The organism is Natranaerobius thermophilus JW/NM-WN-LF (assembly GCF_000020005.1).
Taxonomy (GTDB): domain Bacteria; phylum Bacillota; class Natranaerobiia; order Natranaerobiales; family Natranaerobiaceae; genus Natranaerobius; species Natranaerobius thermophilus.
In genome coordinates this window covers 357942-381682 of the sequence record NC_010718.1, presented here as the reverse complement: position 1 = coordinate 381682, position 23741 = coordinate 357942, and the positions used below count along the sequence as shown (strand labels likewise).

Here is a 23741-nt window from a genome sequence, read left to right as displayed (position 1 = left end):
AACACCCCCTAGATGCTCATTATTTCTTCTATACCATGTCGTTTAAGTATTTCTATTGCATTAGTTTTAGCAGCATCACTCTGAAAACCGTTGTCTTTAAATACTACTCTTGTGATTTCTGGATCAATGTCTTCTTTTAGTTTAGCTATACTCTTTACAACATTTAATGTTATTTCATCATCTAAACAAACAAATAAAGCACCAAAACCGATATTATAAACCTTTTTGCCATCAATCTCGGTAGTTTCTATAGGGAAGGTTAAATCAATGCCATATTTAAGCATAATTTCATATACCACATCTTCTTCAGTTCTTCCATCAACAAAGTTCTCTACCATGTCTTCAAGAGTCATTTCTAAGTTGTCATAATCAGGGTTCCATTCTTTAAGGTTTGATGAATCTAATTTGAACACTTTAAAACCTGTATCTAAGTTTTCTATACCTTCTTTATCTTTGTTTTCATCAAGGATTTTTTCTCCTGCTCGGCGTATGCGTTCTTTGCCTATCTCGGAAATATTTTTATAACCAGCCTTGTATGCTTCTGATTTTTCGTCTGACTTCTCAGGTAGTTGCACCATTATATATTTTCGGGTGCCACCATCTTCAGCATTTTTTTTGATTGTAGCGTGAGCAGTAGTAGCGGCCCCTGAAAAAAAGTCTAATATAATAGAATCTTGATCAGTTGCTATGGTAATAATATCTGACAATAACTTAACAGGCTTGGGAAAATCAAAAATTCCACTTCCTAATAATTCTTGTACCTCTTTTGTTCCTTTAATAGAAATTATCTCCTTATCTTTCCATACTGTTTTGGGTATTTCAGTTAATTTGCGATATTTCTGATATATTCGGATTATACCATCACGACCTCTTCTTGCTACTAAATTTTTATTTTCTTGCTGCCTAGCAGATTCCTTCCCCCATCTCCAAACACTTTTCAAACCATTGGTTATCATTGGATAAACCTCTTCCCATCCTTCTTGATAGTCAACACTTACTTCCATAAATCCATTCTCATCTACATTATCAGTATTAACATAGAATGGATATCTTAAATTTGGTCTGTTACTAGAATTAAAAGCTCTAGTGTTTTGATTTCTCAGTTCTTTAATGTTAAAGCCTCCAAATTCATCTCTATAAGTAAATTTTTTACCTTTGATATCAATCTCATTTAGAGCTAAGTTATCAATGTTCTTAGCATAAACATAGATTTTCTCATGTGATTTTGCAAAAAAACCATACCTACGTCCTTCTGTTTTTACTATGACAGTTATTTCAGCAACAAAGTTTGTCTCGCCAAAGATCTCATTACACACTTTCCATAGGTTACCTGATTCGTTATCGTCAATGGAAATAAATATTACTCCTTGATCGTTAAGTAAGTTTCTTGCTAATTTCAGCCTTGGATACATCATATTCAACCATTTAGTATGAAATCTTCCACCATTTTCTGTATTAGTACTATTTTTCTTTCCTTCTTCATTAATTTGACCTGTTATTTTAAGATAATTATTTAAGTTATCTTGAAAATCATCTTCATAAACAAAGTCTCCACCTGTATTGTAAGGTGGGTCTATATAAATCATCTTAATACTACTGTGATAAGTCTTCTGAAGCAACTTTAATACTTCAAGATTATCTCCTTCAATAAACAGATTTTCAGTTTCATCCCAATTTTTACTTTCTTCTTTGCAGGGCCTAAGTGTTCCAGTAGAAGGCGTTTGTGATAATTTAATAGCTTTAGATTTACCGTTCCATTCGAATCTATATTTTTCTTCTTTGTCTTCAATATACTCCCCTAATATTTCTTGCAACCTTTCAAAATCTATTTTACCCTCACTTTCCACTTCAGGAAAAAGTTCCTTGAGTTTAGAAATATTTTCAGCTACTATGTCTTTACTTTCACCGTTAAATTTTTTCATTGCAGTTACCCTCCCATACTTTTGTCAGATTTAGCTGTTTAGCTTATCAATTAAGTTTTTCTTCTCTTCTTTTAACTTTTTTATCTCTACATTCATTTTCACCTTCTTATTAAAATGATCTTCTTTTTTTAAGTCACTCTGGAGCTGAGATATCCTTTGCTCTAGATCCTTAATCTCATCATGAATTTGCTTGAGATCATTAGCATCATGTTCTAGTAAATATTCATCAGCATATAATGAAACATTGAAAATGTTTATCCTATCAACAAAATCAGAATAGAACCAATAAAAGTTAGTAAATGAGAACTTTGTTATATCAAGGCTCTTAATGAATTTCTTGTCATTTTTATTTAGACTTGCTAAGTCAACCCAATCAGTAAATATCAACTCTTCATAAGTATTTCGGCTCTCATCAGACATATTCACTCTTTTATGAGCTACATTGAAAAGTATCTTTTGGCCATAATTAAAGATAATAATCAATGGATAAGGTATTGTTAATTGAATGATTTCAGCAATCCGCTTTATATGGCTCTGTTCTCTTAGGAGTACTTCAATCACAGCAATTTCTTCATATTCTCTTTCTTTATCATTATACGGTAAAATATTTATTGTGTCAGGCTTAAATGAATAGAGCCAGGTTATCTTTTCTATGTTTTTAGATAATAATTCCTGATCTTTTTTCCCTAAATAAGCATTTTCGTAAAATAGTTTCTTATATATTGGCTTGTTAACTTCGCACGAATCAGGAACTTTCATATTTTCAGATAATATCTCCTTCATTATTTCACCTACTTAATTATCAAAAATGATATTAATTCAAAGTCTTCAATGCCTGAAAATAAGTTCTGTTGAAGAGTTGTCCCACCCTTGCTAAATAAAGAAGCGACACCTTTTTCTTGGGTTTTACCTATAATACTGTTAATTGCTTTTTCTAATAGCTCCGAATACTGATCCATATATTTTCCGTCTTTAGTTTCCTCGTTAAACGCTCCCACCAGGTCATGGATCACTTCATTTTTCCCTTTGCACAGTTTTCTATAAATGTCTAATACCTTCTTGGTGTGAATATAAGTGTATTTAACTGAACCATCTTCTAATACATAAACCATATAATATGGGTATAGAGGGTTGTTTTCTTCTGGTTTAGCTGAATTGTAGACCTGCCTAAGTGTAAAAATCACACCAGGTTTAGCTTCTTCGTCCAACTCACTGTTATCAGCTATAGCATACATGCCTAAGGGAGCTTTACTTAATTTAGCTCTATTATTTTTCATATATTCCATTAAATCCATTTTAAAATCATTAAAAGTAAGGTCCGTTATTGAAATACCTCCTGAAATCTCCTCAAGGTCAATGACTTCTTCTTTTAACTGTTGAAGCTGTTTTTTCCTATATTCAAGGTCATTCATCTTGTCCTTATCATCAGTATTTATTACATTCTCTTCCCCTGTAGCAGAAATATCTAATAATACCATCCTTCCTGATACTCGTGCTTCTAGGTTGATATATTCGTCTAAATCAAGGTTAGGCCAAAAATTAACAAGTTGAATAGATTCATTCGTTGACCCTAAACGGTCTATTCTACCAAATCTCTGAATAATCCTTACAGGGTTCCAATGTATATCATAATTGATTAAAAAATCACAGTCCTGCAAGTTTTGCCCTTCTGATATACAGTCTGTTGCAATCAGAATATCTATGTCTTCTTTGATATGGGGATAAACGGAATCCCTTTCTTTTGATCGAGGGGAAAAGTTAGTAAGGATAGCATTTAAATCTTTTCTCTTTATTTTCTTAAGCGTTGTTTGGTTTGATCCAGTTCCTGTTACCAGGGCAGAATGAATACCAAATTCATCTCTTGCCCAACTAGATATTTTTTCATATAAATATTCTGCAGTATCCGCAAAGGCAGTAAAGATTACCACCTTTTTATTTCCTTTATTAATTGGTTTTGAAATTTTATTAGAGATGACTTCTTTTAGTTCGTTTAGTTTGGCATCACGTTCTTCATTGATCTTAAAAGCTTCTATTAATAGTTCCTCAAGTATTGATTTATCATCTTCTAAGTCTTCTTTTAGCCTAATCAAATCCAGATCTTGCAGCAAAACTTTGATTTTACTTCCTATAAGTAGATCTTCATAGGCATCATCATCTACTTCAATATCCTCTATACTCAAATCTTCTTCATAGTCAAAGTTATTTCGCTCTATTTTCTCAAGTATATTGTCAATTTGTTGTAACAACTTTGATACCGTCAAACCAAATGAATTAATGGAACTTTCCATTCTTTTGAGGATATTAACCCTCATTAGGTTAACTAAAGCTTGTTCACGGTCTGCCTGTTTAAAAATAGACTTCCCGTCTTTAACTTCCATATCGTATTTTGCACTATACTCTTCTCTTTTTTCAGGTAAGACGTATTTCAACGGTGAATAGGCACTTAAATTAAGATTTCTGATCTTTTTATTTACATATTGTAGCTCAGGAAACTCATCAGCCGTATCAATTTCTGAATAAATGTTTTTGGGTTTTTCTCTTACAGGGAATTTGCCCATCTCATTAATATCGTAATACTTCTCAATGTGTTTTCTAGACCTAGCAATTGTTATAGTGTCAAGTAATTTAAAATAACCTGTATTCATCATCTCAACAAACTTGTCTACTGTTCGTTCGCTAGAGGGGAGTTCTTGCCATTTATTAAATACTAATTGAGCTTTTCTTAAGGTTTGCTCAACACTGTTTATCCCTGCTGACTTAAAAGCGGTATCTTCGCCTTCTGTTATAAATGCAATTTGATTTTTTAAATCATTCATCCTGTTATTAACTGGTGTTGCAGATAGCATTAAAATTTTAGTTTTGACACCTGATTTGATCACTTCGTTAAGTAGTCTAGAATATCTAGATGGTTTGTCTTTTCTTGGGTTACTGTTTCTAAAATTATGAGATTCATCAATAACTATCAGATCATAATTGCTCCAATTAACGGTCTCTAAGTTGATTTCGCCTGAATATCCGTTGTACCTACTTAAATCGGTATGGTTTAGCACATCATAGTTAAAGCGATCTTTAACTAATAGATTCCTTGTATCGTTTTGAGTATAAATGGTCCAATTCTCTCTGAGCTTTTTAGGAGCAAGCACCAGCACTCTATCGTTTCTTAGCTCATAGTACTTAATAATTGCCAGGGCAGAAAAAGTTTTTCCTAGACCTACAGAATCTGCTATTATACAACCGTTATATTTTTCTAACTTGTCAATAGCACCAACCACACCGTCTCTTTGAAATTTATATAGTTTATTCCATACAGAGGAATTTTTAATGCCAGTTTGTGTTTTTACAATATTTTCTTCGGTAAGCTCATCCAAATACTCATAGAATATATTGTATAGTGTAACAAAGTAAATGAATTCAGGAGTATTCTCTTTGTAAATCACCTGCATCTGCTCTAAAACTTTATCCTTCACGTCTTCGACCTGGGACTCATCATTCCATAGTTCATCAAATTGCTGTAAAAAGTGTAAGGTTTCTTCCTGACCATTTATGCATGTGTTCATGTCATTTCTATTAGAAGTAGAAAAACCGAGACCATCTGCAGTAAAATCAACCGTACCATTTATTGATAGGTTATCATCAGGGTTCTCAAGAAAGATCAACCTTTGATGAGCTGGGTTTTTTTCTTTTAAAGATTTCATTTCTGCTTTATTTTTTATCCATTCTGCACACTCTTTAGCTATGTAAGCTTGGTTTAATTCATTTCTCTTTTTTATTTCAAACTCATTACCTGATAATTTGCTTTCTGTCGATCTATCAATAAAATACTGTCTTTTGATTTCTTCCTGTTTATCCTTTGTAAAGCTCGGTTCTGTAAAAATAAACCGCATTTCATCGACCTTTTTAAGCTCGTTATAAAGTTCTTTAAAAGCATAAATTGTAAAATAAGCAGAAATGACAGATAGCTTTGATCCTTTTTTGATATTTTTCTTTAGTTCTTCTCCTACTTTGCCATTTCTTTTATTGTCTAGCATTTTAATTTGACTCATGTTAGACCTCCAAAACTATCGATGATAGTTATGAGCTAATATTAGCTATTAGATTCTATAAGGGCTAATACCCCATATATTAAAGACCTGGAACAGTATCTTTGAGTAATTTGGCAGCATTTATTACCTTAGCTGTCTGTGAATTTTCAATCAAAAAATTCAGTCCTTGAAGTCTAATTCTGGGACTGTGGATAGATATACTAATGTCACCTTTAGCTCCTCTGTCAATATTTAACCCTTTTATTAAGTTATTTTCTTCCATCATCTCTATAATTAAAGTCCATCTAGTTTCTGAAATATCTAGTGCTTCATGGCTGATTTCTTTTTCCCAATTAAATTGTTCTTCATCCATAGCTTTCTCTAAACGCTCTAAAATCTGAAAAATAATGTCCATAGTTTCTTTTGCACTCATACCATATCCTCCAATAATGTAATCCCTTCTCCTTTATAGTCTTGTACCAGCAAAGTTATTAACTAGTTCTTAATATTAGTATTTCGACTTTTACCTTTTAACTTCCTTTGACGAACTTTGTCTAATCACGGCAAATAACAAAATAAAATGAAATTTTATAAACCAACCTATCATCATTTACAACAACATAAAAAATCAGAGGAGATTAACTCCCAACCCTCTCCCCTGATTTCAGTCACAGTACTAAAAAGTATTGTTTCAACCTAAAAAGGCACATGTGTAGGTTCTTTCCTATCTTTTTGACAAGCTATATACCCAAAAACAAAATCTTTAACCGAACTCTTCAAGTCATCCACCGATGAATTATTAATTAAAGATCGTCCATACATTCTCTTGTGTTCTCTTTCAAGTAACAATAAAATCTTCAACCCTGTCTGTCTACAGTTAATTAATGATAGCTCTACTGAAAACGCTGACCCCAAGTAATAGAATTCATTTTCGAAAATGTAAGCAACCTGTCTGATTTTTTCTTCTCTGCTTAATTCCAAATTACTTTTTTTCCTGTGAGCTCTTATCTTATGTAACAACATATCCTGGAATTTCAAATTATTCTTATGATGCAATTTAGGCGGTTCTTCAATCACTTCGTATTCGATGACCTCACTGCTCACGCCTTCGTCGGGTTCATCGTCTTCATAGATTTCATCTTCTAGTTCCTCTTCATGATGTAGATCTTCTTGGTTTGTCACTCTAGAAATAGGAAACTCTATAACTTTACCCTTCTCACGAGTCACAATGTCACCTCCTTAAGGTTCCAATCATTATATAAAGTCTTTCATAAACTTTTTATCTTCATCGTCAATGGACATCTCCTCTGGTTTAACGTCCTCTTCATTCTGATGTATCCCACCCTCAATATCTCGCTGGATTAATCGTTTAATGTAACTGCTAAAGTTTGTTCTTTTGCTCGCATGTTCAAACATCTTTGCCTGATCGGGGTCATTAAGGTTGAAAGCTACACTTCTGATTTTTATCTTTTTACTCATATAGACCACTCGCCAGAGCATAGTATCCCAGCACATTAGCCCATTTGCTATGTAGACCGTTTGGTTTTAAGACTTTAAGATTCTTAAAATGACCAGTCAAGTAGGGTTCAATCTCTTCAGCAATACCTCCAATAAGCCAAACCCGATCATCCTTATTCCACTTATGGCTTTTCCTTATGATAGCGTTGGCCATTTCTTTTACGTCGTTGGTTAAATTGCTGTTGGCACCAAAATTAATTGTAAAACTGTCCTTATCAACATATCGCCTGTCCAGTATTGTGGCAGCATTTATCGTTCCTGAACCAATATCTAGCATTCTTACACAACCACCCTGGGGATGAATCCAAAAAGCAGAAGCACCCTCAGCTGCTACCTGGCAGTTAAGTATCCTGATCGTTTTCTTCACACCGTTAACAGTCAGTATGTGATCACCTTCGAGCATTTCCTTAATTCTTTGTTTTTCTGCTTGCGTATGGCTTGAGATGGGTTGTCCAACTACGATTTTGAAATTATTATCATCACAGTACTGATGGAGAGCTAATAACACCCGAAGTAATCCGTCCCTATGATATTTGCTGTCACCCATCATACTTCCGCCGTATTCACTTTCAAATTTAGCTAAGCTACCTGCAAACCCTCGTTCTCCTTGATATTCCCACTCCATGTCGTCGGATCCGTGTTTTTGGTTTAATTTTCGTTCACGGTATTCTCCAATGTCACTGTAAAAGCTGTACTTGCCGTGGGAGTTAACTACTTTCGTCTCATAGTTCCCCGCATCGACGGCAACAATCATTATAGACCACCTCCCGAAGTTATTAAGGGGTTAGTAACTGGTTAGTAACTGAATTGATACAGTGAAAGGCGTTATTAAGTAGTTAATAACCAATTAAAAGTAAGTTATAAAATACGATATGATTCTTTATTCAAGTTTAATTCATGCACAAAGCATCCACTATTTTATGTAAACTAACTATATTATAGTGCACCTGGATAGATTTTAAAATAGAAAAATCGTACACTTTCCAATTTAATTCCAAAATTAAATATCTAATTTCTCGTTTAATCAGTGAAACAAGCAGGCAGCAAAGTACAAGTTTTTCAAATAAAATAGCAGTTCTCTATGATGAGAAAACTGCCATCTATAATATCAAGTCTATGATTTTATTACTTAGACGCCCCGTTCTTTTAAATAAGCTATAATAGTATTTACATTCTCTAAATTTTTTCCGTAATCAACAACCTGATAATGTGTAGGTTCACTAGAAACTAAAACATTTGTAACATTGTCACTTTTATCTGTTAATACAAAAGACACTGTGTCTCCCCAGGTATCCCACGTTTTACCTGTCTTGGCGGTAATAACTCCTTGAGAATGGTCTTTATTTTCTATTTCCGCTTTATTTAATTTATCTAGCGATTCTATGCAGAGATCATAAGCTTTTTCATAAGATACTGGCAGCTCAATTTCTTTGGATTGCTTAACATCATAATCACTTTCTGATCTATTAATAGTTTTTTGTTTGACTGATCTGTTGTGTAAATACCCAAGCACTCCTGCCATAAAACCACCGAATATTGCTCCTGCTAACAAGCCTGATACAACACCTGACATTCCATGTCTCAGTGAAGTGAAAATTCCCATGAGTATACCAAAAGGAATACCAGTACTTAAAAAGATTCTTATGAGCTTCTTTAGCATATTCACACTTCCTTCCCACTAAAGAATCAACGATTTTATTTTGACACAGGGTAGCGAGTATTGCAATTCAAATCATATTACCTAGTTTATTATACCGATTATACTAATAGCTAAAGCAAACTAAATTAATCATTTGGGGTTTGACTAAACCCAAACAATACAACAAAAAACCTTCTTGCTAAAATTTTCTCACTCAAGTTAAGGAGCAAATTCTAAACAGAAAGGTTTGTGACATTTAATAATAAAAGTTTATAATAATCACAGTACTACATAAATCTTTTTTTCTCCTGCTAATTTTGGTAAAAAGTACATTGTATAACATAATTTGCAGGAATTTAGACGAAAAAATTGAACCTTCTAATTAGAACTAGTAAAAACCACTGGAGGAGATATTATGCAAGACATATATAAAAAACCTTTGATTCTTTTAGGTTTTATTTTATTACTACTGATTACTGGACTTGTTATACCCGATGAAGAAAAAAGCGAAGCTGATAGTGAGGAGCAACATGCTAGTGATAGCCATAATCAAGGAGATACTTCTGATGAAAAAGGTGGGAAGGAAAAGTTCCTAACAATCGAAGAAATAAACGAGATTGCAGAAGAAAAAGCAGAAGAATATAGTAATTATGATTTATTAGAACTAACTAGAAAAGATGACTATAAGGGACTAGAAACAAACCTTGAAACAAGAGCTTATGATGAACAATTTAATAACAGAGAATATCTTTACAAGCAATTATTAAGAGCAAGAGATTATGGAGCAAAATATGTACCTGATGATGAAACAATGCGTAAAAATTTATTTATTATGGACTTATTAAACTTACAAACAAAGTTACCTCAACCAGAATATGACACTGTAGTTCCAGGAATAGATTATGAAGAATTTCAACATCTCAAAAACAATCTACCAGATGATTTCAAAAAAGATAAGCTACAATACAATGATGGTGAAGAATTAAGTGATAGACTAATAAATCCTAGTACTGAATTTTTATATGCTAGTAATGAAAATAATGATATTGATTCTAGGTTCATAGAATTAAACATGACTTTTAATGATTTTAATGATAGTGTTTATCACAAATTTAACGATGATAAAACACAAGCAGAATTTGTCTCCTCTCCTGATTTAATCAATTTTATAGAAAATGCTTCAGGATCATCAGATTTAACCAGCATGATAGGTTTTTTAATTATTAAAACAGCAGATGAAGACAACCAATTTGATATACCTGCCGATGAAAATGCTTATAAAGTACCTATATATTTATATATAGAACCCATACCTAGAGATAAGCAATTTGAAAAAATGGAAGAAAAGGATTTAAAATTTGGCGAAGCTCATAAAATAGGACACAAAATAAATGAAATTATACATTTTGAAATTATAGAAGATGACAATTTACCTATAAAAGAAGTAGATTCTGAAAGAACTCTAGAATATTATTTTCCAGAAGAAACAATGGAAGAAAATGAATATTACAGGGAAGAATTCTTTTATAAAATGCGTGCACATCCACAATATAGAAATAGAAGTATATACGGAGATGAAATGTTACCTGCTAGATGGCATGAACAAAGCCCTGCTAGGATTGTAAGTATATTTAGAACGATTCAAGACGATCATCGTATACCAATTGATGACCCTGATAAAATTAACAGTTTATTCTTTTATTAATTTTAAAAAATCAACCCTGAATATATTGATACTCATTAACAGCCTTTGGTAGCCTAACCTCTGGCTGTTTTTATTTTGTAACATAGCCAATCAAAAAAATAATATTTAAAATTTTCACCCTCTCCTTGTTACATAAGAATAAAAGTGGAAAATACCAACTCCCAAAACCCCCATTCCCAAGGTATCCCAAAATTTTCCTTAATAATAAAAGTGGAAAATGAGCAGTAAAATTATTCCTATATATTCTAAAAAGTTCCATAAAATTTCCAGCTCAAAGCGAATTTTGAATAATAAAAGTGGAAAATCAGGAGTTAAATTTTAGGTTATTTGGTATGTTTTAGGTGATGTTGCTTAATCATTTTTTGGGTGAGAATAGAAAGATAATTTTTGGAATATATCGGTGATGTTTTATTAGAATTTGGGGGATATGTGAGATTATTTTATTCGGGATTGGGGCTTAGTTGCTAAGTCACTTGAGAGTGATTAGGGAACAACTTAAGTAGGCTTAATGGGTCTCTTATGTTCCTGAAAGAGTGGTGAATTAGAGGTGACCACCTTAAAATTTTGATGGTAACACGACCAAAAATGCGGGTTTATACGAGGATCAGAAAGGATCTAGCATAGTCTGTAAAAGCTGATGTGTCAGGGGAGAAGAGATTTATTAAGACGTACTAAATACTAACTCAAGAAGACACCATCAGAACATGAAAATAATAATTACCACTTATCCTCAAGTTCACATTAATAATGCTTATTTATTCACACATTTATCAACACTTTTTGGACTCACTTATTAATAAAAAAATCCACCCCCAGTAGTAAAATTTCATGATCACCAAAGATCAACTGCGTTACTTAGCATCACCTAAAGGGGTGGATTTATACTATCGTGTCCTAATTTTACCTTGCAGATTATTCCAGAATTTTTTACCGTTTTTTTATTAGGGGACAATAGCATCTTACATACTTATTCATTACACAATTAACATTGATACATCACTCTAAACAGATCAATATCACAAAAAAACTCCTTCTTGAAATTTTTCACTCATTTAAGGGATCATCTAAAATAACTCCTTTTTTATTTTTATGACAATAGAAAAAGAGAGACTTCCCCAAAAGTTACTTCAGAGACAGCTCCCTTTTTTTGACACTTTAGACTAACTTAATCAATTATCAAATTAAAATAGATTCAGTTTTTCAAATCCAATGTTTTTTTACTCTATTCTTGCTGTTCATTGCTATCAGTATCTAATGTACTTTGCTGAACTCCTTGACCAGGTGATTGACCTTGAAATTGTGTTGAATAATATTCCTGCTGTTCTTTATTAATTCTTTCTGCCGTTTTATAGGCATCATAAATCATCCAAATCCAAACAATAGGGTATGTAATAAATCCAATCATTACAAATATTAAAAATGCATTTATTACCTGAACTATCATAATAGCAATTCCTTTACCTATCTGGCCATTATAGATCTGCCCCAAACCTGCCCATAGAAAACTCAAAACAGCTGCTACACCTGGATTTTTAACCTGAATAGATTGATACAATTTTATACCTCCTAACTGATTTAGTTTAAACTGTACTTCTTTCTACCTTTACTGCCCCCCTTTTTTTATAATTTTCAAGATTGACTACAAAAAGTCCTTGGCAACATGAACATCTATCACATGACTAGATCTAAAAATTTTTATTGAGATTCAGCTATGTCGTTTGGAACATTACTTTCAATTTCATTATCGCCTAAAAAAATGTCTTTGTCTCCCATTTCTAATGAAAAAATTCCTCCGCCATCAATTTGTGCTTTATTGTCAACAATGTGATTATCTTCAATAATATGATCTTCATAAGTCGCCGAATTAGTTAACGCTATTCCTCCTCCAAAGCCTTCAGCTTCGTTACCAACAATATCATTACCTATTATTTTCCATTCATAACCACCATGCATAATTAAAACACCACCACCATCTGGTTCATCAAAACCAAGTTCTTCAATTTCTCTAGCAACATTTCTTTTTATTTTATTATTTTTTAAAACTCCTTCTTTTGATCTGAAATCATACACTCCGCTCCCTCGATTATCTACAATCTCATTATCAGTGATATTTATTGTGGTGTTGTCTAATGAACTTATACCAAAACTATTATTATTATGGATTAAATTGTTAATAATGTCTACTTCAGCATCAAGTGTATAAATTCCTGAAACCCAATTTTTCGTAATTTCATTTTCTTTCACTAATACTTCTGGAATCTTAAACTCTGACTCAACTTCCCCTTTTTCCGTTACTACAGGTACTTGATCACTTTTAATTGAGATACCAGTCATTTCATCTTCATCACTAATCACGTTGCTTTTTATTGTAGCTGTTGAGGAGTTAATAAGAACACTCCCACTTGGTTGTGAATATCCAATTTGACGCATACCCTCTAACCTACTATCTACATCAGAAACTTCTGCAAAATTGTTTTCAATAATGTTATCCTTTACTTGAAGTTCAGATTTATAATTAGCTAAAATAGTCACACCTAATTTTGTCGAATTGTCTTTAATATTATTATTATCGATTAATGCTTCAGAATGACTATAAGCACTAATTGTACTAACTCCATCTTCTGAAATGTTATTAGATATCACATTATCACTAATTTTTATGTCCGACTCTTTCACCACTTGAATTGCACTTGCATCAAACTCAGTTTTATTATCTTTAATCATATTATCCTCTACAACGGCATCTGACTCATTTGAAACAGTAATTGCTCCACCATACGTAGCATAATTATCATGGATTTTATTGTGTTTTATGGCAGCAGAACTATCATCGTCAATTAAGACACCACCACCCAAAATCCAGCTTTCTGCCACTTCATCAGAATCTGGAATGAGTTTTAGCTCAATTTCTGTTCCAGTGCCTCCTGTAATAGTAAAACCACGAATTTGTGCATCTTTACTCTCCCCACTTTGAAAAGTTACCACCGATCCATCTCCCCCGCCATCGATGATTGTTTCACTCACAACCTCTTCATCATGGGGATCTGTGCTCATAAGCGTAATATCTTTTCCTTTAAAGTCTATAGTCTCCTCATATGTACCTGGCTCAACCATAATAATCTCGCCGTCTTCAGAAGCATCAATGGCTTCTTGAATGGTTTCATAATCTTCTGGGACTATGATATCTCCTACTTCTTCGTCACCAGAGCAGCCTGTAATTATAAATGACATAAACCCTATAAGTGCCAAAGCAATCGCACTAGTTTTGAGTTTAGGTAAATTCAAATTCTCCCATTTTAACAACATATTATCCCCCTTAATCTATTAATTTTCGCTTTATACAATTGATCCCAAAATATTAAATACTAAGAAATAAACTACAACTAATGATAAAGGCGTATAGATCTTTTCCTTATGTAATTCAACTATACCTAGATAAAATATACCTATAAACTGTAATATGTTTGCCAGTCTAAAAAGATAACTATCTAACCCTATGCCAAAGGGGTTCAACACTAATGCAGCACCCATAAGTACTAATACTGGAATAAATACAAGGCCAATTTTTTCTATCATATAATCCAGGGATATCTGCTTGTACTCCCACTTTTCAAGAATAGCCTTTCCTATAAATAATAATAGTCCAATTGATATAGCTAAAGTAAAGCCTTCTCCGATCATTGAAGTGAATATTTGTGTGAATTCTGGAGAACGAGGGGTAAAAACTAAATCACTCATCCTATATAACATCGTGACGACAACGACTGAGGCTAAAGTGATGAGTCCTTCTTTTTTAAAACTTAAATCCTGATCGTTTAAGTAAATATAGGGATCTTTTAAGAAACTTTTAACAAAATTAAAATAAGTACTCGCTGAGCTTTTTGTATAATCTAGCATTTTTCGTGCTTTTTCTTGTGACTCTGTGACATTTTGCTTTATGGGTGTCGTCTTTTCTTCTTGTCCACTGTCAGGCTGGTTAGTAGATGGCTCTGACTTTGAAACTTCAGCCACTTCTTCAGTCCTTTCTTCTTTTTTAGAACCTTTATTCACAGGCAGTTGTACACCTACAAAACCTGCTATTAATAACGCTACACCGACAGCTCCTATACCGTAGCCTGTGTACTGCAGGATATTACCCATTCGCATCATTGATTCTCCTTCTTCCATGTCTTTAAGTAGGTATGTTTCGTAGCCGCTACTATGATAAGAGTTGCCCGTAAAAGCCATTACAACCGCTGCTACAATCAATATCAAACCAATAATAACCTTTTTGTCCATACGATAACCTCCCTCTAATAATAAGATTTAAAAAAATCGACATTTAATAATAAAAGCTTATAATAATCACAGTACTACATAAATCTTTTTTTTACCTGCTAATTTTGGTAAAAAAAAGATTATATAACATAATTTGCAGGAATTTAACCGTAAAAATCGAACCTTCTAATTAGAACTAGTAAAAACACTGGAGGAGATATTATGTACGACATGTATAAAAAACCTTTGATTCTTTTAGGTTTTATTTTATTACTACTGATTACTGGACTTGTTATACCCATCGAAGAAACTAGCGAAGCTGACAGTGATGATGATTATCTAACAATCAAAGAAATTAATAAGATTGCAGAAGAAAAAGCAGAAAAATATAGTGATTATGACGTGCTAGAATTAGCAACAAAAGATGAATACAAAGGACTTGATACAAGTATTGAATTTAATGATAATATTCACAATAATAGAGAGTATTGGATAAATTATCATCTAAAAGCTCATGATTATGGTGCTAAATATGCTCCTAATGAAGAAGAAATAAAAAAGAACTTATTTATAATGGATTTATTAGACCTAGAGTTACGCCTACCTCAAACCAAGTATGATACAGTAACACCTGGAATTGATTATGAAGAATATCAACATTTTAGAAATTATTTACCTGATGAATTCGATGCGGATAAAATAAAACGTGAGGAAAATAAGCAATACGTAGAAGAAATCACTAAAACTAAAGAATATCTAAAAAATAGTTCAATTTTTGATTTTCGTTCAAGGTCATTTGAACTATTAGGTGATAGTTCAACAATAACTTGGAAATTAAAAGAACATTTTTCAGATGAAAAATCACAAGTTAATTTTATGACCACTCCTGATTTAATGAATTTTATAAGTAAGGATAATACTATGTCTCTTAAAACAATAGCAGGATATATAATTATTAAAACTTCTGATGAAGATAATAAGTTTGATGTACCTGCAGATGAAAGACCATATAAAGTACCTGTTCATGTATATCTAGAATCCAAAAGTAATGAAGAACAAGAAAAAATAATAGAAGAAAATGATGTTGGATTTTGGGACATATCACTTTATGCTCATAAATTCAATAAAATATCACACTTAGAAATTATAGACAATGAACATTTATCAACGGAAAAAGTTGATTGCAAAAGAACAATTGAGTACTATTTCCCCTATGAAAAAATGGAACAAATCGGTTATGAAGAAATAATTCCTAAATTAAGAAGAACACCTCGTTATATGAATAATAGTAGCCCAAATCATTATCATGCAATTAAGCCATTTAGATGGCACGAACAACGTCCTCACGTGTTATATCACGTATACGAAGATATAACACCTTCTTATATTGAAATAGACGATCCCGATGTTTTAAATGAAATGTTTTTTTATTAATCTCCTAAAACAGACGAAAAAGCTATATGTTTATTATAATTATTAACAGCCTTCGGTACTTTACCGCTGGCTGTTTTTATTCTGTAACATAGCAAATAAAAAAATAATTTAAAACAATATCTCTTTAAGATTTTCCAGAAAATTTCTTGTGGGCACTGTGTTAATTACATTCAACTATTCTTCATTAACTTTTACTATTACTGTGTAATAAAGTTCATGCAGCCTGGGGTGCAGAAAGAACACATGACATACTGGACATTTTAGATGATTATAATATCACTACAACTTTCTTTGTAACAGGATTCTGGTTAGAGAATTACCCCGAGATGGGAAAAGAAATTGTAGAAAGGGGCCACGAATTAGAAAATCACAGCTTAACTCATCCTCATATGACTAACCTGGAAAAGGAACAGATAGAACACGAAGTGGAAAGGGTTCATCATCAAATAGTAGATCTCACAGGTCATGAGCCAGAACTGTTCAGGGCACCTTTTGGCGATTACAATAATCTTTTAATTGATACACTAGAAGAAATGAACTATTATCCTATTCAATGGAGTCTTGATTCGATGGATTGGCAGGCACCAGATGCCGATTATATCGAAAAGAAAGTTATGGATGATGTGGGAGCCGGAGATATAATCCTATTCCACAATAATGCTACTTACACACCCGAAGCCCTGGACACAATCTTGGAACAGTTAATCGGGGAAGGCGAAGAAGAAGGATATGAAATAGTTCCAATTTCGGAGTTGATTTATAAGGATAATTATGAGATTGATACCAATACGGGAGTTCAAAAGCATGAATCAACTTCTATTGATCTAGAAAACAGTGACTTGGATGAAAATGATTAACACCGCCTAAAATGGCGGTGTTTTTCTTGATCCTTTTTTAATATAGTTATAATGTTAGTAAATATTTGTAGTTAGAGTTTATAGTATATATCTTATTAATTTCTAGTTTTAATTATTTACAGTTTTAAACACCACTTACTAGTGAATATAAGAAAAACAAAAGAATAAAGTAATATTAAACCGATCAACAAATTAATCACTAAAGGATTCCATAATACTAAATTAGCTATTGCAATAATGGTTGTGAAGTGTAAAGCCATAATTAGTAATTGAATGATTTTTCTATAAAAACCAATTAAGTCAATAGTAGCTAAGTTAACAATTAACCCAAGAATTGTCAGTAAAATGTTCATACCAATCCCCACTATTAAAATGCTGAACAATTTTTGAAACTCTAAGTTCCCTGATCCCAAAAACACAAAAGTCCCGAAAACAATTATCGCTATTATGTGATTTAATATGTTTTCAATAATAGGGAAAATACTTACTGATAGAATTTTCTTCCATCCTTTTGTCGGTAGTTGGTAAATTAATAAGCGCTTCAATTCTATAGCAGCCTTTCCTCCATTCCAACTACTATAAATGATAGGTAATAATATTAGCCACATAGATAGATTAAAATAAGCTACGATCCACCCTAATCCACCACTAACAACAGTCACAGCAATTAAAACTAATTTCAGTTCATTTAGTTTTAACCGCTCCCAATATATTAAATCTTTCCAGACAATAGCACTTAAAAAACCAGTTCCAATATTTAACCTGGAAATCAACTGTCCTGGATTCGGTCGTGATATAGTCATCAAAGCCTCCTGAATATCCATTTCATCATTGGTAGATTCTGAAATACGTTGAGAAGATAACATTGCTGTTATAATAGGTTCCCTAGAATTTGGTAAACATTTAAAAGCAAGTACAATTGTCAAACCTATGAGAATGATGCCTAGAAGTATATCAATATAAGGTAAGTCTAGTCTTGTGAAGAAACCAAAACTTATCAAGTTGAATAGCCATTCCAAAGGCCAAAGAAAATTATTGATTAGTTCTCCCCATGTTTCAATCAAACTAGTAGGACCATCTATAATAAGTTTAGTTAAAACATAGGAACCTATAGAAACTCCAATTATTATAAAAATCAGTTCTATGTTAATATTAAACCTTTTTTTGATTCCATAGGTTAGTAAAGCAAGACTTTGGCTCCAAATATTTAATAGTAACAGCCCAAGCCATGTTATTACCATCCCAGTAGTTAAAATTCCATCCGTTAAAAAAATAATCAGAGCATATGTAGCGACAAGTGTTGTTATAACATTAAACAATAACTGCTTTCCAAAAAAGTATCCAATAATAATTTTGGTAGAAGAGGTGATTTCAAAAATCAATTGATTGCTAGCATACGGGACCTGTAACGGAATTCGCTTACTTCCAATAGCGATATTTAGTCCAATAGTTATTATAATTAACAAATATATTAGTTCCTCGCTATAAATCACAAACCATTCAGAAATATCAGTAGAATGCGAATAGTTTGAACTAACAAAAGAAAAAATAACAGCTATTCCAAACAACAGCATTCCTAATACTTGAAGTTTAAATTTTTTAGCTTCTTTAATACGATTAATTATACTTCTTTTTTCCAAATATAGTAACGCTTTAACGGCACTCATAATCAGTTACCTCCAAGAAGAGATCCTCGATTGATAAATAATCTTTCTTTTTAAGTTCAGCCATTATGCTTTCCTTACTTTGATCTCTAATTAATTGTCCACGATTAATTATTAAAATTTTATCAGATAACCTATATAAATCATTTAAACTATGACTTGAAACAAAAATAATTCTATTGTCTGATTTCAGTTGTGAAATTAATTCTCTTAGTTGATATGTAGAATGTGGATCAAGTCCTGAAAAAGGCTCATCTAATAAAATAATTTCAGGCTCACGCAATAGGGATAAGGATAACATTAACTTTTGCTTCATTCCTTTTGATAATTCGCCAGCAAAAGCTGTTTCCTTATCATATAAACTAAACCTTTCAATTAAGGATTTTGCTCTAATTTCCCAGTCAGAAATATTATAAGCAATTCCCATAAACTTAAAATGTTCCCATACATTAAGTACTGGAAATAAGTCAGGGCGTTCAGGCATATAAGACACAGAACTTTTACTATAGGGATCGTCTGCTTTATATATATTAACTGATCCTTGGGTAACTTCTAAGAAACCGGCAATAATTTTAAGTAATGTGCTTTTTCCTGCCCCATTTGGACCCACTAACCCTACTATCTGTCCTCCATGAATTGTAGTGGAAAACTCTGATATAGCTTGAACTGATTCAAACTTTTTTTCTATGTTGCTTATATCCAACTTTAACATATAATCATATCCCCCTTCTACAATAGAATTAGGTACCATTATATAATGTTTTTAATAGTATTCTGTATATTGAATTATCCACCTCCACATTCGTTTGTATAACCATAATTTTCTATTTAAAATCCGATCATCATATTTAATCACCCGGTTATTGTAAGAAATTAGCATTAAAAATAATGTTTTACAGGAGGTGGTATGTCACCGCTGAAATTAAACGTAGACGCCAGTTTTCGGGGTATTAGTCTTAGAATATAAGCAGATAATGTAACATTCATAAAGTATTTAAGACATCGCAACGGTGTCTTTTTTTATTTATAGCGCTGTAAGCAAGGTTAGTGAAACACTTGATAGGATGACTGTCTTCATAGAAAAGATATTTTTGCTGTGGAAAATGAATTTTTATTAACTTGACAAAAATTAGTCCTATCACTAGAATTGTTACTAATCTATAATATCACTAATATCATAGATTTACTCATTTCAATAATCTTATAGATTACAAGGGAGTGGAGAGTGAGACCTATTGAATTAACATCGGATAAAATTGGTTATGTACTGGTTTTTTTAGGTGCTTCAATGTGGGGAACCACAGGCACTATCGGAAATCCCATCTTTGAAACTAATCTGGATACAATGCAAATTGTCAGTGCCCAGACTAGTATAGCCGCTTCCACCTTGATTGTTTATCTATTTATCACTAAACCAGGTTTATTAAAAATCAAGTTCTCTCACATACCCTTTTTTATTATGTTTGGCTTAATAACTCAAGTGATCTATGCCTATAGCTATTTCAATGCAATTAGATATATCGGAACTACCGGTGCAGTTATTTTATCGTTCACAGCACCTATTTTCGTCTGCCTATATTCAAGATGTTTTTTAGATGAAAAACTAACTAAAGAAAAGATCTTGGGACTCACTTTTTCTATAATAGGATGTTTTCTAACAGTTGGTGGATTTAATATAGATCAATATGACATAACTCCCTTGGGCATAGCTTTTGGTTTAATGACAGGTCTATCCTTTGCTTCATATACTGTGATGGGTAAAATAGCCCTAAGTGATTACTCTTCTTTAACTGTTACTACTTATTCACTATTTTTTGGTGCTATAACCTTGAGTGTCTTTTACCCACCGGTTGGTGGGTATCTAAGTGATTTTGATACTACATTATGGTTAAGTATATTAGGACTTGGTCTAATACCAACTGTATTAGCCTTCATTTTTTACACTAACGGACTTGATAAAATAGAATCAAGTAAAGCAAGTATCATTTCAACTGCAGAAGTGATTTCAGCTACCATCTTAGCTTATTTAGTACTAGGAGAGGAATTTACACCTTTAAGAGTGATAGGTATTTTTATGGTAATTATAGGTGTTATCGTTACTAGAACCAGTTCAACTAGTTCTTTAAAAGAACTGGTCTCTAAACCTACTCGGTAGTACCCACGAATATATTAGATCATATGTAATCAATAATAAAATAATAGGGACTTGGTAGCGTTTTTCCCCCAGCTTAATTGGGGCTTTTTATTTCCATAAACAATCATGATTAATAAATTCTATTTAAATCGTTTATCTAGGAGGTACACTATGAGACTTAAAGGGGTAGGATTCATTATGCTAGCCGCCATATGCTGGGGGCTCAGCGGTGGAATAGGAGATATATTAATGAATAAAGGTTGGGATCCAATTGTAATTTCCTTCTACCGAGGTGCTGTGGGTTTGGTCTGTTTTTTCGCCTGGTTTCTTCTTCGCTCCGGACAAAATTGGATTTCATCTACTCATTTTCACATATGGTCTGTTTTGGCAGGGGTAGGTGTTGCTGGAAACTTCACATTTTATTTTTTAAGTATTGAACTTTCAAGCGTTGCGGTGGCTGTAACGTTAATGTATACTGCCCCAGTCTTCGTTTTATTAATTTCCATTTTGTTACGATTAGAACCTTCGACTTGGTTTAAATGGGGAAGTATTTTTGTTGTTCTTATGGGGATTATCCTGCTTACCGGTGCCTACAATATTGGATCAATTTCATCAAGTTTTAGTTTTTTGGGAACAGCCGCTGGAATTGCTGCCGGTCTATCTTATACTTTGTTTATATTCGGTTTTAAGAATGCTTCATCTGTAGGAAAACCCCAAGCAAGCTTAACAACCGCCTTCTTTTCTTTTTGCCTGATTCTTTTTATGATTATGGATAAGGGACAGGCAGTTCAGGTGTTGACTTCAAGGGACATAGGGTGGTTTATTTTACTAGGAATCATGGGGGCCGGAATTTCATTTATACTTTATGTAATAGGCATCCGAAGAACCACCCCGACTAACGCTTCCATGGTGGCCATGGTAGAGCCAGTAACCGCTTCATTATTCGGTGTTTTTTTGATTGGAGATTCTTTGACCTTCATGCAATTGTTGGGAATGGCCCTTATTCTGGTTACCACCACTTTATTCAGTGTGAAACAGACCACTGAAAACTAAAAATCATTAAATGGTCATTTGGCATGACTACGGCTTAACTATGTAATCCTTTACAACCTCCTCCTTTCCAACAGTAAATTGATTTTGTTATACAAGCTAGGGATCTTTTAGAAAATAAAGTGCTTACACACTTTTCTTTGGCTTGACATTTAATATTCTTACAAAGGTTATGGTTAATGAAGTCCGTTAATACTAAATCTAATTCAGAGGGTAGTTCCATGGAACGTTCTTTTCTGCCTGTTACATGTTTTACTCGAGTCGCACCAACTTCTTGTTCTAAATATTCCTTAATCTTGTCTACTTTGTCACCACCTACAATTAGAACCGTCATATGTTTAGCCCTCCCGTATGCTTGTGATCAATTTAAGACTACCCATTGAGAAACATTCTAGATTAAAAGTAAAATATCAGTGGTTGAAAATGAGAATCATTTTCAACCACTGATATTAGTTTACACCACTAGCTATTTTATTGTCAAGCATTATACATTAGGTTCAAAATAATGTTTAATAAAATTTTTTGTCGACTACGTTCTATAAGTGATACAATAACTGTCAGTTAGTAGATATTTATAATTCAGTGTAGAAATAGAGTAGCACTCCATTTCTGCCATATAAAGAGGTGCTTTAATTTAAATGAACATATTAAAACAAGGTATCGGTAAACTTATATATGTAACTTCTCTAACAATATATAAGTTTTTTGATTTGATTATAATTTTTTTAGAAGCAAGTGTATCACTTGTCAAAAGTATTATGAGCTTATTTTTTGGTTTAGTGATGGTTGGAGGCTGTTTTCTATTACTTATATTAATAGGTCCAGTCACCTTAACTCTATTAACAAACCCACGACTACTAATAACGGTGATATTTCTACTCATATATCCGTTATTAGGAACTATCCTTACAGCTTATAGTAAATATTTAAAGTATATGATTACCGAATATTTATTTGACTATGCTAATTTTCTTATAGATGGTAAAGAACGACGATTTAATTCATTTTTAAAATACGGTGAAGAGTATAAAAGATTTGAATATGAAAGAAAAGAAAGAGAACGAAGAGAAAGACAGTACCAACAACAAAAACAGTGGGAAGAAACATTTAGAAGATGGCAACAACAATCAGGTTATGGACAAGGCCACTATGGTCAATACAATTGGCACGGTAATCATAATACCCATACGAATCCAAATGTTAATTTAAAACAAAAGTATGAAGAAAGTTGTGACATACTAAATGTAGATTACAATGCAGATAAAGATGAAATAAGAAAAGCATTTAGGAAGATGGCTAAAAAATATCACCCAGATATCAATGACTCTCCTGAAGCAACAAAAACTTTTAAAAAAATAAATAATGCTTATGAGTTCTTAAGTGATAATATAGAAAGATATAAAAACATTCAGTAGAAAAGGCAACACAACCGATCATGAAAACAGTGACTTTAATGAAAATGATTAACACCGCCGAAAAAGGCGGTGTTTTCTTCGAATACCTTCATAAAGTGCAGATTGTTCAGTGATCAAAGATAAT

At 32.6% G+C, this 23741-nt stretch carries 20 protein-coding genes; 6 read left to right on the top strand and 14 right to left on the bottom strand.

Features of this window, described 5'->3' with window-relative positions:
* Nucleotides 1-8: 8 nt before the first annotated feature.
* The 8 genes from NTHER_RS01975 to NTHER_RS01940 all read right to left on the bottom strand — a co-directional run bounded on the left by NTHER_RS01975 (nt 9) and on the right by NTHER_RS01940 (nt 9122).
* A complete protein-coding gene (locus NTHER_RS01975; RefSeq protein ID WP_012446849.1) occupies nt 9-1922 on the bottom strand; it encodes a site-specific DNA-methyltransferase in 1914 nt (637 codons plus the stop codon).
* Between the two features lie 30 nt (nt 1923-1952).
* The gene (locus NTHER_RS01970; protein WP_012446848.1) at nt 1953-2705 is read right to left on the bottom strand and encodes a DUF4391 domain-containing protein; all 753 of its coding nucleotides are present in this window, start codon (nt 2703-2705) and stop codon (nt 1953-1955) included.
* An 8-nt stretch (nt 2706-2713) separates the two neighbouring features.
* The gene (locus NTHER_RS01965; RefSeq protein ID WP_012446847.1) at nt 2714-5965 is read right to left on the bottom strand and encodes a helicase-related protein; all 3252 of its coding nucleotides are present in this window, start codon (nt 5963-5965) and stop codon (nt 2714-2716) included.
* Nucleotides 5966-6044: 79 nt separating this feature from the next.
* Nucleotides 6045-6377, bottom strand: coding sequence for a YjcQ family protein (locus tag NTHER_RS01960; RefSeq protein WP_012446846.1), 333 nt, complete (start codon nt 6375-6377; stop codon nt 6045-6047).
* Between the two features lie 263 nt (nt 6378-6640).
* Nucleotides 6641-7171 (bottom strand): hypothetical protein, encoded by a 531-nt coding sequence (locus NTHER_RS01955; protein ID WP_012446845.1) that lies wholly within the window; start codon nt 7169-7171, stop codon nt 6641-6643.
* A 27-nt stretch (nt 7172-7198) separates the two neighbouring features.
* A complete protein-coding gene (locus NTHER_RS01950; protein ID WP_012446844.1) occupies nt 7199-7423 on the bottom strand; it encodes a hypothetical protein in 225 nt (74 codons plus the stop codon).
* A complete protein-coding gene (locus tag NTHER_RS01945; RefSeq protein ID WP_012446843.1) occupies nt 7416-8216 on the bottom strand; it encodes a ParM/StbA family protein in 801 nt (266 codons plus the stop codon). Before NTHER_RS01945 ends, NTHER_RS01950 begins: the two co-directional genes overlap by 8 nt.
* Before the next feature lie 375 nt (nt 8217-8591).
* Nucleotides 8592-9122, bottom strand: a complete 531-nt coding sequence (locus NTHER_RS01940) for a hypothetical protein (RefSeq protein ID WP_012446842.1) — start codon at nt 9120-9122, stop codon at nt 8592-8594.
* Between the two features lie 394 nt (nt 9123-9516).
* Here NTHER_RS01940 and NTHER_RS01935 point away from each other — a divergent pair, with 394 nt between their 5' ends.
* A complete protein-coding gene (locus tag NTHER_RS01935) occupies nt 9517-10806 on the top strand; it encodes a hypothetical protein (RefSeq protein ID WP_012446841.1) in 1290 nt (429 codons plus the stop codon).
* Nucleotides 10807-12028: 1222 nt separating this feature from the next.
* On the opposite strand, the gene NTHER_RS01930 is transcribed toward NTHER_RS01935, so the two are convergent.
* From NTHER_RS01930 to NTHER_RS01920, 3 genes are all read right to left on the bottom strand, one after another.
* On the bottom strand, nt 12029-12361 hold the full coding sequence (locus NTHER_RS01930) for a TM2 domain-containing protein (protein WP_012446840.1): 333 nt from the start codon (nt 12359-12361) through the stop codon (nt 12029-12031).
* Nucleotides 12362-12501: 140 nt separating this feature from the next.
* A complete protein-coding gene (locus NTHER_RS01925; RefSeq protein ID WP_041366824.1) occupies nt 12502-14109 on the bottom strand; it encodes a right-handed parallel beta-helix repeat-containing protein in 1608 nt (535 codons plus the stop codon).
* A gap of 33 nt (nt 14110-14142) precedes the next feature.
* A complete protein-coding gene (locus NTHER_RS01920; RefSeq protein WP_012446838.1) occupies nt 14143-15084 on the bottom strand; it encodes a YIP1 family protein in 942 nt (313 codons plus the stop codon).
* Nucleotides 15085-15285: 201 nt separating this feature from the next.
* Here NTHER_RS01920 and NTHER_RS01915 point away from each other — a divergent pair, with 201 nt between their 5' ends.
* Entirely contained in the window at nt 15286-16497 is a 1212-nt protein-coding gene (locus tag NTHER_RS01915; RefSeq protein WP_012446837.1) for a hypothetical protein, read from the top strand.
* A gap of 200 nt (nt 16498-16697) precedes the next feature.
* Nucleotides 16698-17354: a polysaccharide deacetylase family protein gene (locus tag NTHER_RS01910; RefSeq protein ID WP_148206790.1), complete on the top strand. Its 657-nt coding sequence runs from the start codon at nt 16698-16700 to the stop codon at nt 17352-17354.
* A 116-nt stretch (nt 17355-17470) separates the two neighbouring features.
* Here the strand turns inward: NTHER_RS01910 and NTHER_RS01905 are convergent, their stop codons facing one another.
* A complete protein-coding gene (locus tag NTHER_RS01905; protein ID WP_012446835.1) occupies nt 17471-19021 on the bottom strand; it encodes a hypothetical protein in 1551 nt (516 codons plus the stop codon).
* Entirely contained in the window at nt 19008-19730 is a 723-nt protein-coding gene (locus NTHER_RS01900) for an ABC transporter ATP-binding protein (RefSeq protein ID WP_012446834.1), read from the bottom strand. The genes NTHER_RS01905 and NTHER_RS01900 overlap by 14 nt, the downstream gene beginning before the upstream one ends.
* Nucleotides 19731-20243: 513 nt before the next feature.
* Here NTHER_RS01900 and NTHER_RS01895 point away from each other — a divergent pair.
* Both NTHER_RS01895 and NTHER_RS01890 read left to right on the top strand, forming a co-directional pair.
* Nucleotides 20244-21173 carry a DMT family transporter gene (locus tag NTHER_RS01895; protein ID WP_012446833.1) on the top strand — a complete coding sequence of 310 codons (930 nt, stop codon included), beginning with the start codon at nt 20244-20246 and terminating at the stop codon, nt 21171-21173.
* Nucleotides 21174-21323: 150 nt separating this feature from the next.
* Nucleotides 21324-22205, top strand: coding sequence for a DMT family transporter (locus NTHER_RS01890; RefSeq protein ID WP_012446832.1), 882 nt, complete (start codon nt 21324-21326; stop codon nt 22203-22205).
* A gap of 34 nt (nt 22206-22239) precedes the next feature.
* On the opposite strand, the gene NTHER_RS01885 is transcribed toward NTHER_RS01890, so the two are convergent.
* Complete coding sequence (locus NTHER_RS01885; protein WP_012446831.1) at nt 22240-22536, bottom strand: DUF2325 domain-containing protein; 297 nt, start codon at nt 22534-22536, stop codon at nt 22240-22242.
* A 304-nt stretch (nt 22537-22840) separates the two neighbouring features.
* Here NTHER_RS01885 and NTHER_RS16225 point away from each other — a divergent pair, with 304 nt between their 5' ends.
* Nucleotides 22841-23617 carry a J domain-containing protein gene (locus NTHER_RS16225; RefSeq protein ID WP_012446830.1) on the top strand — a complete coding sequence of 259 codons (777 nt, stop codon included), beginning with the start codon at nt 22841-22843 and terminating at the stop codon, nt 23615-23617.
* The last annotated feature ends 124 nt before the right edge of the window (nt 23618-23741 follow it).

What these genes read in the sequence shown, in the direction of transcription:
- NTHER_RS01965 (WP_012446847.1), bottom strand. Translation starts at nt 5,965, where the DNA reads ATGAGTCAAATTAAAATGCTAGACAATAAAAGAAATGGCAAAGTAGGA.
- NTHER_RS01960 (WP_012446846.1), bottom strand. Translation starts at nt 6,377, where the DNA reads ATGAGTGCAAAAGAAACTATGGACATTATTTTTCAGATTTTAGAGCGT.
- NTHER_RS16225 (WP_012446830.1), top strand. Translation starts at nt 22,841, where the DNA reads ATGAACATATTAAAACAAGGTATCGGTAAACTTATATATGTAACTTCT.
- NTHER_RS01975 (WP_012446849.1), bottom strand. Translation starts at nt 1,922, where the DNA reads ATGAAAAAATTTAACGGTGAAAGTAAAGACATAGTAGCTGAAAATATT.
- NTHER_RS01900 (WP_012446834.1), bottom strand. Translation starts at nt 19,730, where the DNA reads ATGTTAAAGTTGGATATAAGCAACATAGAAAAAAAGTTTGAATCAGTT.
- NTHER_RS01970 (WP_012446848.1), bottom strand. Translation starts at nt 2,705, where the DNA reads ATGAAGGAGATATTATCTGAAAATATGAAAGTTCCTGATTCGTGCGAA.
- NTHER_RS01885 (WP_012446831.1), bottom strand. Translation starts at nt 22,536, where the DNA reads ATGACGGTTCTAATTGTAGGTGGTGACAAAGTAGACAAGATTAAGGAA.
- NTHER_RS01950 (WP_012446844.1), bottom strand. Translation starts at nt 7,423, where the DNA reads ATGAGTAAAAAGATAAAAATCAGAAGTGTAGCTTTCAACCTTAATGAC.
- NTHER_RS01920 (WP_012446838.1), bottom strand. Translation starts at nt 15,084, where the DNA reads ATGGACAAAAAGGTTATTATTGGTTTGATATTGATTGTAGCAGCGGTT.
- NTHER_RS01940 (WP_012446842.1), bottom strand. Translation starts at nt 9,122, where the DNA reads ATGCTAAAGAAGCTCATAAGAATCTTTTTAAGTACTGGTATTCCTTTT.
- NTHER_RS01935 (WP_012446841.1), top strand. Translation starts at nt 9,517, where the DNA reads ATGCAAGACATATATAAAAAACCTTTGATTCTTTTAGGTTTTATTTTA.
- NTHER_RS01945 (WP_012446843.1), bottom strand. Translation starts at nt 8,216, where the DNA reads ATGATTGTTGCCGTCGATGCGGGGAACTATGAGACGAAAGTAGTTAAC.
- NTHER_RS01890 (WP_012446832.1), top strand. Translation starts at nt 21,324, where the DNA reads ATGAGACTTAAAGGGGTAGGATTCATTATGCTAGCCGCCATATGCTGG.
- NTHER_RS01905 (WP_012446835.1), bottom strand. Translation starts at nt 19,021, where the DNA reads ATGAGTGCCGTTAAAGCGTTACTATATTTGGAAAAAAGAAGTATAATT.
- NTHER_RS01915 (WP_012446837.1), top strand. Translation starts at nt 15,286, where the DNA reads ATGTACGACATGTATAAAAAACCTTTGATTCTTTTAGGTTTTATTTTA.